The sequence below is a fragment of the Planomonospora corallina genome (genome assembly GCF_042650625.1).
Lineage (GTDB): Bacteria > Actinomycetota > Actinomycetes > Streptosporangiales > Streptosporangiaceae > Planomonospora_B > Planomonospora_B corallina.
Map to the genome: position 1 here is coordinate 109793 of NZ_JBHSBM010000012.1, position 11051 is coordinate 120843.

Annotated in this window: 9 protein-coding genes; 7 read left to right on the forward strand and 2 right to left on the reverse strand. The window is 70.6% G+C overall.

Annotated elements, in window-relative coordinates:
- Nucleotides 1-68 precede the first annotated feature (68 nt).
- Together ACFOWE_RS08500 and ACFOWE_RS08505 are read right to left on the reverse strand one after the other, a co-directional pair.
- Nucleotides 69-1997, reverse strand: coding sequence for a fumarate reductase/succinate dehydrogenase flavoprotein subunit (locus tag ACFOWE_RS08500; RefSeq protein WP_377286786.1), 1929 nt, complete (start codon nt 1995-1997; stop codon nt 69-71).
- 56 nt (nt 1998-2053) lie between these two features.
- Nucleotides 2054-2833, reverse strand: a complete 780-nt coding sequence (locus ACFOWE_RS08505; RefSeq protein WP_377286604.1) for a succinate dehydrogenase cytochrome b subunit — start codon at nt 2831-2833, stop codon at nt 2054-2056.
- 264 nt (nt 2834-3097) lie between these two features.
- Here ACFOWE_RS08505 and ACFOWE_RS08510 point away from each other — a divergent pair, with 264 nt between their 5' ends.
- From ACFOWE_RS08510 to ACFOWE_RS08540, 7 genes are all read left to right on the forward strand, one after another.
- The gene (locus tag ACFOWE_RS08510; RefSeq protein ID WP_377286606.1) at nt 3098-4039 is read left to right on the forward strand and encodes a LysR family transcriptional regulator; all 942 of its coding nucleotides are present in this window, start codon (nt 3098-3100) and stop codon (nt 4037-4039) included.
- A 91-nt stretch (nt 4040-4130) separates the two neighbouring features.
- On the forward strand, nt 4131-5288 hold the full coding sequence (locus ACFOWE_RS08515; RefSeq protein ID WP_377286607.1) for a PP2C family protein-serine/threonine phosphatase: 1158 nt from the start codon (nt 4131-4133) through the stop codon (nt 5286-5288).
- Nucleotides 5289-5290: 2 nt separating this feature from the next.
- A complete protein-coding gene (locus tag ACFOWE_RS08520) occupies nt 5291-6901 on the forward strand; it encodes a sensor histidine kinase (RefSeq protein WP_377286609.1) in 1611 nt (536 codons plus the stop codon).
- Nucleotides 6894-7334, forward strand: a complete 441-nt coding sequence (locus tag ACFOWE_RS08525) for a response regulator (RefSeq protein ID WP_377286610.1) — start codon at nt 6894-6896, stop codon at nt 7332-7334. The genes ACFOWE_RS08520 and ACFOWE_RS08525 overlap by 8 nt, the downstream gene beginning before the upstream one ends.
- A gap of 219 nt (nt 7335-7553) precedes the next feature.
- Nucleotides 7554-8339 (forward strand): hypothetical protein, encoded by a 786-nt coding sequence (locus tag ACFOWE_RS08530; protein ID WP_377286611.1) that lies wholly within the window; start codon nt 7554-7556, stop codon nt 8337-8339.
- A gap of 8 nt (nt 8340-8347) precedes the next feature.
- Entirely contained in the window at nt 8348-10261 is a 1914-nt protein-coding gene (locus ACFOWE_RS08535; RefSeq protein WP_377286613.1) for a fumarate reductase/succinate dehydrogenase flavoprotein subunit, read from the forward strand.
- Between the two features lie 4 nt (nt 10262-10265).
- Nucleotides 10266-11030 carry a succinate dehydrogenase/fumarate reductase iron-sulfur subunit gene (locus ACFOWE_RS08540; protein ID WP_377286614.1) on the forward strand — a complete coding sequence of 255 codons (765 nt, stop codon included), beginning with the start codon at nt 10266-10268 and terminating at the stop codon, nt 11028-11030.
- Nucleotides 11031-11051: the final 21 nt, after the last annotated feature.

An 11051-nucleotide genomic window follows, 5' to 3' on the forward strand; every position in this document is an offset into this window, starting at 1 on the left:
GCTCAGTCGCCCTGCCCTGCGGGCATGAACGATGTTGCTGTGCTCCTTGGCTCGCTCGCCGCGCTCGCTCACTTGTAGCTCCGCTGGGTCATCTTGACGTACTCGTATTCCAGGGCTTCCTTGTGCAGGACCGGGCCCTGCTCGCCGTACTCCCAGGCCGCGACGTAGGCGAAGTTCTCGTCGTCGCGCAGCGCCTCGCCGTCGGCGTCCTGCGACTCGGCGCGGAAGTGGCCGCCGCAGGACTCGGTCCGGTGCAGGGCGTCGATGCACATCAGCTCGGCCAGGTCGAAGAAGTCCGCGACCCGCCCGGCTCGCTCCAGCACCTGGTTGAGCTCCTCGGCGGTGCCGGAGACCTTGACGTTCTGCCAGAACTCCTCGCGCAGCTCCGGAATCCGGTCCAGCGCCTTGCGCAGCGACTCCTCGGTGCGCTCCATGCCGCAGTAGTCCCACATGAGCTTGCCGAGCTCGCGGTGGAAGGAGTCGGGGGTGCGGGTGCCGTTGACCGAGAGGAGTTTCTCGATCTTGGTGCGGACCGCGGTCTCGGCCTCGGCCACCGCCGCCTCGTCGACCTCCCCGTAGGGGCCGTTCGCGAGGTAGTCGCCGATCGTGGTCGGGAGCACGAAGTAGCCGTCGGCCAGGCCCTGCATCAGCGCGGACGCGCCGAGGCGGTTGGCGCCGTGGTCGGAGAAGTTGGCCTCGCCGACCACGAACAGGCCGGGGATCGTGGACTGCAGGTCGTAGTCCACCCACAGGCCGCCCATCGTGTAGTGCACGGCGGGGTAGATGCGCATCGGCTGGGTGTACGGGTCCTCGCCGGTGATGCGCTCGTACATCTCGAAGAGGTTGCCGTACTTCTTCTCCACCGCGTCGCGGCCGAGCCGGTTGATCGCGTCGGCGAAGTCGAGGTAGACGCCCAGCCCGCCGGGGCCGACGCCGCGACCCTCGTCGCAGACGTTCTTGGCCGCCCGGGAGGCGATGTCACGCGGGACCAGGTTGCCGAAGGCCGGGTAGATGCGCTCCAGGTAGTAGTCGCGCTCCTCCTCCGGGATGTCGGCGGGCTTGCGGGTGTCGCCGCCCTTCTTCGGCACCCAGACGCGGCCGTCGTTGCGCAGCGACTCCGACATCAGGGTCAGCTTCGACTGGTAGTCGCCGCTGACCGGGATGCAGGTCGGGTGGATCTGCGTGTAGCACGGGTTGGCGAAGTAGGCGCCGCGCCGGTGCGCCCGCCAGATCGCCGTGGTGTTGCAGCCCTTGGCGTTGGTGGACAGGAAGAACACGTTGCCGTAGCCGCCGCTGGCCAGCACGACCGCGTCGGCGAGGTGCCGCTCGATCTCACCGGTCACCATGTCGCGGACGATGACGCCGCGCGCCCGGCCGTCGCTGATGATCAGGTCGAGCATCTCGTGGCGGGTGTGCATCTTCACGGTCCCGGCCGCGATCTGCCGCTCCAGCGCCTGGTAGGCGCCGAGCAGCAGCTGCTGGCCCGTCTGGCCGCGGGCGTAGAAGGTCCGGGAGACCTGGGCGCCGCCGAAGGAGCGGGTGTCGAGCAGGCCGCCGTACTCGCGGGCGAACGGCACGCCCTGCGCCACGGCCTGGTCGATGATGTTCACGCTGACCTGGGCCAGGCGGTAGACGTTCGACTCGCGGGCGCGGAAGTCGCCGCCCTTGACGGTGTCGTAGAACAGCCGGTAGATCGAGTCGCCGTCACCGCGGTAGTTCTTGGCCGCGTTGATGCCGCCCTGCGCCGCGATCGAGTGCGCGCGCCGGGGCGAGTCCTGGTAGCAGAACGACGTGACGTTGTAGCCCAGCTCGCCGAGGGTCGCGGCGGCCGAGCCGCCGGCCAGGCCGGTGCCGACCACGATGATGTGCATCTTGCGCTTGTTGGCCGGGTTGACCAGCTTGGCGCTGAACTTCCGCTTCTCCCAGCGCTCCTCGATCGGACCGGCCGGAGCCTTGGTGTCGCGGATCGGCTCGCCCTCGGCGTAGAGCTCGCTCACGCGTCCTCCCTCGTCGGCCACGTTCGTGGCGCTGTTGTGCTCGTCGGCTCGCTCGCTCACTTGACGACTCCGATCATGATCGAGAAGGGGACCACCAGGAAGCCGAGGACGAGCACCGCGGAGATCACCGCGGCCGTCGCGCGCAGCGGGCGGTAGTTGCGGCCGCCGGCCAGGCCGAGCGTCTGGAACGCGCTCCACAGGCCGTGCCGCAGGTGCAGGCCGACCATCACGACGGAGACGGCGTAGAAGAGGGTGACCCACCACCGCTCGGGGGCGAAGCCCTGGACCATGCGCTCGTACGGCGTGCCGCCGGCACCGGCCGGGTTCACCGTGCCGAAGGTCAGGTCGAGCAGGTGCCAGACCACGAACAGCGCGATGGTGACACCGCCCCAGCGCATGATGTGCGCGACGTAGCCGTTCGCCTGCGACTTACGCCTGGCCGCGTACTTGACCGGCCGGGCCTTGCCCGCCCGGCGGGCCAGCGTGATCGCCGCCCACATGTGCAGCACGACGCTGACGGCGAGCACGACCTCGATGACGGTCAGCACGGTCCGGTAGGGGACCGCCGGCTCGCCCATGGTGCGCAGGAACCCGGCGTAGGCGTTGTACGACTCGGCACCCGAGAAGATCTTGAGGTTACCCGCCATGTGCAGGACCAGATAGATCACGAGGACGGCGCCCGTGACGGCCATCACGGCCTTCCTGCCGCTGGAGGAACCGAGGAACCCGGGCCTGCGGCCGGGCGCCGTCTTCCGGGGGGTCCTCTGCGGCGTCACTGGCTTCACTTGGGGGGCAATCGGCGCGGTGGACGTTCCGCGCCCATCAATGGCAGTCACGGCCCTGACGTTAAGAAAAGGACTTTGGTCACGTCCAAGTCATCATGGGCGTGGTTTCCATAGCCGTCGGCTATTACGTCTGCATTGCCGGGCCCCGCGTACTGACACGCTGTCAGCAAGTGCGAGTAATCTCACACCTTCCATCACGACCCCGTTGCAGTCCCGACATCGGCATGTTATGCGGCGGCGGGGCCGCTCCTCTCACCGCCCCCACCGGGAGGGCGGTCCGGCGCCGCGCCGGAGGGGTCCCTACGCTAGGGAAGCGTGCAGCTCCAGCAACTGGCCTATTTCGTGGCGGTCGCCGAGGCCCGGCACTTCACCCAGGCAGCCGAGCGGATGCGCGTCGCACAGCCGTCGCTGAGCAAGCAGATCAAGGCCCTGGAAGCCGAGCTCGGTGCGCCGCTGCTCAGCCGCGCCCGGGGCAACGTCACCCTCACCGCCGCCGGCGAGGCGCTGCTCCCGCTGGCCCGCCGCATGATCGCCGACGCCGAGACCGCCCGGCGGGAGATCGGGGAGCTGGCCGGGCTCCGCCGGGGCCGGGTACGGCTGGGCGCCACCCCCTCGCTCTGCGCCGGGCTGATGGCCGACGCGCTGGCCCGCTTCCACCGCGCCTACCCGGGCATCGAGCTGCTGGTGGAGGAGGGCGGCTCCCGCGACCTGGTCCGCGCCCTGGCCCGCGGCCAGCTCGACCTGGCGCTGATCATCCTGCCGCTGCAGAGCGACGACCCCTCCCTGGTCACCGAGGAGATCCTCCGCGAGAACCTGGTGGTGGCCGCCCCGTCCGCCACGCGCTCGCGCCGGCCGTACGTGCGGATCGAGGAGCTGCGGGGACGGCCGATGGTGATGTTCCGGCGCGGCTACGACCTGCGGGAGGCCACGCTCAGCGCGTGCCGCCAGGCGGGGTTCGAGCCGCGCTTCGCCGTGGAGGGCGGGGAGATGGACGCCGTGCTCCGCTTCGTGGAGGCGGGACTGGGCGTCGCGCTCGTCCCCTCGATGGTGCTCGACGGGCGCCCCGGCCTGGCCGGGACCCCGCTGGCGCCGCCCGGGCTCCGCCGCACCATCGCCCTGGCCCACCGCAAGGACGTCGAACCCACCCGTGCCGCCCAGGCGTTCCGCGCGACCCTGCTGTTCTTCCTCGCCGAGGCCGCCCACGACGGCAGCCTCCCGGCGGGCGTCGAGCTGCTCGGAGAGGGCCGGGCCCCCTGAAACCGGCTCGTTCCGATCATGTAACTGCACCATCGGGACCCGCGCACTATTCTCATAGGGTTAACGGATCCCCCGACCCTAAGAGGCGTCAGTGACCGCCCCTCCCAACGAAACACTCACGCTCCTCCTCATCGAGGACGACGCGGGTGACGCCTTCCTCGTGGAGGAGCTGCTCAACCAGGCCGAGAACCCCCCAAAGATCATTTGGGTGCGCAGCCTGGCGGAGAGCATGGTCCGTCTGACCGACGAGGTCCGTTGCGTGCTCGTCGACCTCTCGCTCCCCGACGCCAGCGGCCTGGAGGCCCTCGAGCAGGTGCTGGCGATGGCCCCGCACGCCGCCGTGCTCGTGCTGACCGGCCTGAACGACTCGCACGTGGGGGTCGAGGCGGTCTCCGCCGGCGCCCAGGACTTCCTCGTCAAACAGGACATCGACGCCCGCCTCCTGGTGCGCGCGGTCCGCTACGCCATGGAGCGCAAACGCGCCGACATGGCCCAGCGCAAGCTGGTCGAGGCCGAGCTCGTCACCAAGGAGAACTCCCGCCTGGAGCGCGGCCTGCTCCCGGTCCCCGTGCTGAACGACGGCGACCTCCACCACGAGTCGCGCTACCTGCCCGGCCGGCAGCGGACCCTGCTCGCCGGCGACTTCTGGGACACCGTGCAGGGCCCCGACGGGGCGGTGCACGTGGTGGTCGGCGACGTCTGCGGGCACGGCCCCGACGAGGCCGCGCTGGGGGTCTCCCTCCGCATCGCCTGGCGGACCCTGGTCCTGGCCGGGCACACCGGCAACGACGTGCTGCGCACGCTCGACTCGGTGCTCCGCCTCGAGCGCAAGTCCGCCGAGATCTTCACCACCCTGTGCACGATGACGGTCGACCCCTCCCTCTCCCACGCCCGTCTGCACGTCGTCGGCCACCCGCCGCCCGTGCTGATCCGCGACGGCGCGGTCGAGGTCGTGCCGGGCACCCCCTCCGGGCCGCCGCTGGGGATCTTCCCGGACGTGGACTGGACCCCCATCGACGTGCCGCTCGGCCGCCGCTGGTCCGTCCTGCTCTACACCGACGGCCTGATCGAGGCCACCGTGGGCGGCGGCCCCGACCTGCTCGGCACCGAGGGCCTGCTCCGGCTGGTCGGCGAGCAGGGCGGCGTCCACCTCGACCGGCTCATCGAACGGGTGATCGAGCTGAACGAAGAGGCGCTCAACGACGACCTGGCCACCGTGCTGATCTCCGGGACCGCCCGGGACACCTGACCGTGAGCGCCCTCCCCCGCCCGCGGCCGCTCTCCTCCCCCACGGCGAGCGGCACCGGACGGCTGCCGGTGGGACGCTGGTTCCTGATCGCCGGCACGGCCGCCGCGCTGGCCTCCGCCACCGTCATCGCGGTCACCGCCGGCTCGGTCGCCCGCACCAGCGAGGCCAGGGAGACGCTCGTCGAGGTCATCGACCCCGCGACCCTGCGCGTGCTGGAGCTGTCCGAGGCGCTCACCGCGCAGACCAGCGCGGCGCGCGCGTACGCCGGCACCGGCGACACCGAGCTCCGCGACGACTACCGCGAGGCGGTCGCCGCGGAGGCCGCGGCCCTCGCCGCGCTCGAACGCCTGGTCCCCCGGATGCCCGAGGGCCCGGCCGTCCGCGTCGAGCTCGGCACGCTCCGGGCCGCCGCCGGGACCTGGCGGCGGGAGTACGGCGACGCGGTCACCGCCGGCCCGCCCCCCGAGGAGGACGATCCCGCCGCCGAGGAGCGCGCGCGGACCGGCACCGAGCGCTTCCACGCGGTCCAGTCCGCGCTGGCCGGGCTGCGCGGCCACCTCACCGCGCTGCACACGGAGGCGACCGGCCGGCTGGAGCGGGGCTGGCAGATGCTCTACGCCGCGCTCGGCGCGATGGCGGCCGTCCTGGCCCTGAGCGCGGCCGGCTTCGCGCTCATCGTCCGGCACGCCGTACTGCGGCCGGTGGCCACGCTCACCGGGCAGGTCAGGGCCGTCGCCCAGGGCGACTTCGAGCACCGGCTCCACGTCGAGCGCCCGGCCGAGCTGGCGGAGCTCTCCGGCCACGTGGACGCGATGCGCCGGCGCATCGTCTCCGAGTGGCTGCGGGCCACCCAGGCGCAGGAGCAGCTCGCCGAGCACGCCGCCGAGCTGCGGCGCTCCAACGCCGAGCTGGAGCAGTTCGCCTACGTGGCCAGCCACGACCTGCAGGAGCCGCTGCGCAAGGTGGCCAGCTTCACCCAGCTGCTGGAGCAGCGCTACGGCGGGCACCTGGACGAGCAGGCCAGGCAGTACATCTCCTTCGCGGTCGACGGCGCCAAGCGCATGCAGGCGCTCATCGGCGACCTGCTCGACTTCTCCCGGGTCGGCCGGATCGGCGGCGAGCGCGTCCCCCTCGACGCGTCCGCGCCCCTGGCGGAGGCGCTGGAGAACCTCGCCACGCAGATCGAGGAGAGCGGCGCGACGGTGACCTGGGACGAGCCGCCCGTGGTGCTCGGCAACCGCGCCCAGCTCACCCAGCTCTTCCAGAACCTCATCGGCAACGCCGTCAAGTTCCGGTCCGAGGAGGCGCCCCGGGTGCACATCGGGGTCCGCCGGGCCGGGGACATGTGGGAGTTCTCCTGCTCCGACAACGGGATCGGCATCGAGGACAAGTACTCCGACCGGATCTTCCTGATCTTCCAGCGGCTGCACGGCCGCGACGCCTACCAGGGCACCGGGATCGGACTGGCGCTCTGCAAGAAGATCGTCGAATACCATGGCGGGCGGATCTGGGTGGACAACGGCGAGCCGGACGGCGGTCGTCCGCCGGACTCCACGGCCGGCCGCGGGACGACGTTCCGCTGGACCCTTCCTCCAGGAGAGCCTCATGAATGAGTACCGCTGGATCGACGTGCTGCTGGTCGAGGACGACCCGGGCGACATCCTGCTGACCAAGGAGGCGTTCGAGCTCAACAAGGTCCGGAACAAGCTGCACGTCGTCAACGACGGCGAGCAGGCCATGGCCTTCCTGCGCAGGGAGGGCGAGTACGCCGACGCGCCCCGGCCCGACCTGATCCTGCTCGACCTCAACCTGCCCCGCAAGGACGGCCGCGAGGTCCTGCAGGACATCAAGAGCGACGAGAGCCTGCGCCGCATCCCGGTCGTCGTGCTGACCACCTCCGAGGCGGAGGAGGACATCCTGCGCAGCTACCACCTGCACGCCAACGCCTACGTCTCCAAGCCGGTGGACTTCGACCAGTTCATCAACGTGGTCCGCCGGATCGACGACTTCTTCGTGACCGTGGTGAAGCTGCCCTCCGCCGACTGAGCGGCCCGTCCCGTCAGGCTGGAGTGACGGGAATCACACTTTCAGCATGAAAATGTGAGTGATGCTTCTCACACAATTCCCGGGTCCCGTCGTAACGTATCCCCCACCGACAGGCGCGCGCCCGTAAGAGCCGCCGCGGCGGCTCGGCGCGCGTGGCCACAACTGAAACGACCCGGACCCCCTCGCGAGCAGGGTCCGCGGGAGGTGGAGAGGTCACCGATGACCCAGACAACGGCCGACAGCCCGGCCAGAAGGCAACGCGCGCAGCTTCGGGAGCGCACCCTCCGGACCGATCAGTGGTGGCGGTACCCGCTGGTCACCTTCCTCATCTTCACGGCTTTCCTCGTCTACAGCTTCTGGGCGATCTTCGACACGGACTACTACGTGTCGCCCTACCACGCGCCGTTCACGTCCCCGTGCCTGGCGACGAGCTGCCCGGAGGGGGCCCGGCTGTTCGGCTGGGCGCCGTTCGGCGACTGGTACACCCTGCCGCCGGGCTTCCTCATCCTGGCCCTGCCCGCGGGGTTCCGCTTCACCTGCTACTACTACCGCAAGGCGTACTATCGGGGCTTCTGGCTCTCCCCCCCGGCCTGCGGCGTGGGTGAGCCGCACGGCAGGTACACCGGTGAGTCCCGCTTCCCGCTCATCCTGCAGAACGTCCACCGCTACTTCTTCTACGCCGCGATCCTGATCGGCGCGATCCTCACCTACGACGCGGTCAAGGCCCTCGTCGCCAAGCCGAACGGGCTCGGCTCGTGGATCCTGATCGTCAACGCGGCCCTGATCGTCGCCTACACGCTCTCGTGCCACTCCTGCCGGCACATCACCGCCGGACGGCTGAACCACTTCTCCCGGCACCCCGCCCGGTACAGGGCCTGGACCTTCGTCTCCAAGCTCAACGCCAAGCACCAGGAGCTGGCGCTGGCCTCCATGTTCTCCGTCATGGGCGCCGACCTCTACGTACGGCTGGTCGCCAAGGGCATCGTCGCCTTCCCGTTCGCGTAAGGATCACTGTGGAAATCGAGCGTCACGAATACGACGTCGTCGTCATCGGCGCCGGCGGGGCAGGGCTGCGGGCGGCCATCGAGGCCCGGCAGCAGGGCAAGCGCACCGCGATCGTCTGCAAGTCGCTGTTCGGCAAGGCCCACACCGTCATGGCGGAGGGCGGCGCGGCCGCGGCCATGGGCAACGTCAACAGCGCCGACAACTGGATGGTGCACTTCCGCGACACCATGCGCGGCGGCAAGTTCCTCAACAACTGGCGGATGGCCGAGCTGCACGCCAAGGAGGCCCCGGACCGGGTCTGGGAGCTGGAGGCCTGGGGCGCGCTGTTCGACCGGACCAAGGACGGGAAGATCAGCCAGCGCAACTTCGGCGGGCACGAGTACCCCCGTCTGGCGCACGTCGGCGACCGCACCGGCCTGGAGATGATCCGCACCCTCCAGCAGCGCGTGGTCGCGCTCCAGCAGGAGGACGAGCGGCTGCACGGCGACGCCGAGGCGTTCATCAAGGTCTTCGCCGAGTGCACGATCACCCGCCTGCTGAAGGACGACGGCCCCGCCCACGGCCCGGGCGGGGCGATCGCCGGCGCCTTCGGCTACCGCCGGGAGAACGGCCGGCTCCTGCTGTTCGAGGCCCCGGCGGTCGTGCTGGCCACCGGCGGCATCGGCAAGTCCTACGTGGTGACCTCCAACTCCTGGGAGTACACCGGGGACGGCCACGCGCTGGCCCTGCTGGCCGGGGCGAAGCTCATCAACATGGAGTTCATCCAGTTCCACCCGACCGGGATGGTCTGGCCGCCCTCCGTGCGCGGCATCCTCGTCACCGAGTCCGTCCGCGGCGACGGCGGCGTACTGCGCAACTCCGAGGGCCGGCGCTTCATGTTCGACTACATCCCCGAGGTCTTCAAGAAGCAGTACGCCACGACCGAGGAGGAGGCCGACCGCTGGTACACCGACCAGGCCGGCAACCGGCGTCCCCCGGAGCTGCTCCCCCGGGACGAGGTGGCCCGCGCCATCAACGCCGAGGTGAAGGCCGGGCGCGGCTCACCGCAGGGCGGCGTCTACCTCGACGTCTCCACCCGCCTGCCCGCCGAGGAGATCATCAGGCGGCTGCCGTCGATGCACCACCAGTTCAAGGAGCTGGCCGACGTCGACATCACCGCCGAGCCGATGCAGGTCGGCCCGACCTGCCACTACGTCATGGGCGGCGTCGAGGTCGACGCGGACACCGGGGCGGCCTCCGTGCCCGGCCTGTTCGCGGCCGGCGAGGTCTCCGGCGGCATGCACGGCTCCAACCGGCTCGGCGGCAACTCGCTCTCCGACCTGCTGGTGTTCGGCCGCCGGGCGGGCGCCGGGGCCGCGGCGTACATCGACCGGCTGGCCGGCCGGCCCGCGGTCCGCGACGAGGCGGTCGCCGCGGCGCGGGCCGAGGCGCTGGCCCCGCTGGAGCGCTCGGGCGAGAACCCCTACGAGGTCCACCACGAGCTGCAGCGGACGATGAACGAGCTCGTCGGCATCATCCGCAAGGCCGAGGAGGTCACCGAGGCCCTGGAGGCGGTCAAGAAGCTCAAGGAGCGGGCGCGCAACGTCGGCGCGCCGGGCGGCACGGTCTACAACCCCGGCTGGCACCTCGCCCTCGACCTGCGGAACATGCTCCTGGTCTCGGAGTGCGTCGCCAGGGCGGCGCTGCTGCGGGAGGAGAGCCGCGGCGGGCACACCCGCGACGACTTCCCCTCCATGTCGCCCGAGTGGCGCCGCAGGCTCCTGGTCTGCGGCGCCTCCGCCGACGGCTCGACGGTGACCGTCGAGGAGAAGGTCCAGCCCTCGATGCGCGAGGACCTGCTCGCGCTGTTCGACCGGGGCGAGCTGGAGAAGTACATGACCGCAGAGGAACTGGCCCACTTCGACTCGCTGGTCAAGGAGTAAAGCCATGAGCTACAAGGCGAGGTTCCGCGTCTGGCGGGGCGAGGGCGGCGAGGGCAGGCTGGAGGACTTCACCGTCGAGGTGAACGAGGGCGAGGTCGTCCTCGACATCATCCACCGGCTCCAGGCCACCCAGGCCCCCGACCTGGCCGTCCGCTGGAACTGCAAGGCCGGCAAGTGCGGGTCCTGCTCGATGGAGATCAACGGCAAGCCCCGGCTGGGCTGCATGACCCGGATGTCCACCTTCGCGGAGGACGAGACGATCACCGTGACGCCCATGCGGACGTTCCCGGTGATCAAGGACCTGGTCACGGACGTCTCGTACAACTACGCCAAGGCGCGGGAGATCCCGTCCTTCACGCCGCCGTCCGACGTGAAGCCGGGCGAGTACCGCATGCAGCAGATCGACGTCGAGCGGAGCCAGGAGTTCCGCAAGTGCATCGAGTGCTTCATGTGCAACAACGTCTGCCACGTGATCCGCGACCACGAGGAGAACAAGCCCGCCTTCGCCGGGCCCCGGTTCCTGATGCGGATCGCCGAGCTGGACATGCACCCCTACGACGTGGTGGACCGCAAGGACTCCGCCCAGGACGAGCACGGCCTCGGCTACTGCAACATCACCAAGTGCTGCACCGAGGTCTGCCCCGAGCACATCAAGATCACCGACAACGCGCTGATCCCGATGAAGGAGCGCGTCGTCGACCGCAGGTACGACCCGCTGGTCTGGTTGGGCAACAAGATCTTCAAGCGTTCCGACGCGAAGAAGAGCTGACCCCTCGGCGGTCTTCCCCGG

Bases quoted from the DNA above. Each gene is read 5' to 3' on its own strand.
- ACFOWE_RS08525 (WP_377286610.1), top strand. From the start codon at position 6,894: ATGAATGAGTACCGCTGGATCGACGTGCTGCTGGTCGAGGACGACCCG.
- ACFOWE_RS08530 (WP_377286611.1), top strand. From the start codon at position 7,554: ATGACCCAGACAACGGCCGACAGCCCGGCCAGAAGGCAACGCGCGCAG.
- ACFOWE_RS08540 (WP_377286614.1), top strand. From the start codon at position 10,266: ATGAGCTACAAGGCGAGGTTCCGCGTCTGGCGGGGCGAGGGCGGCGAG.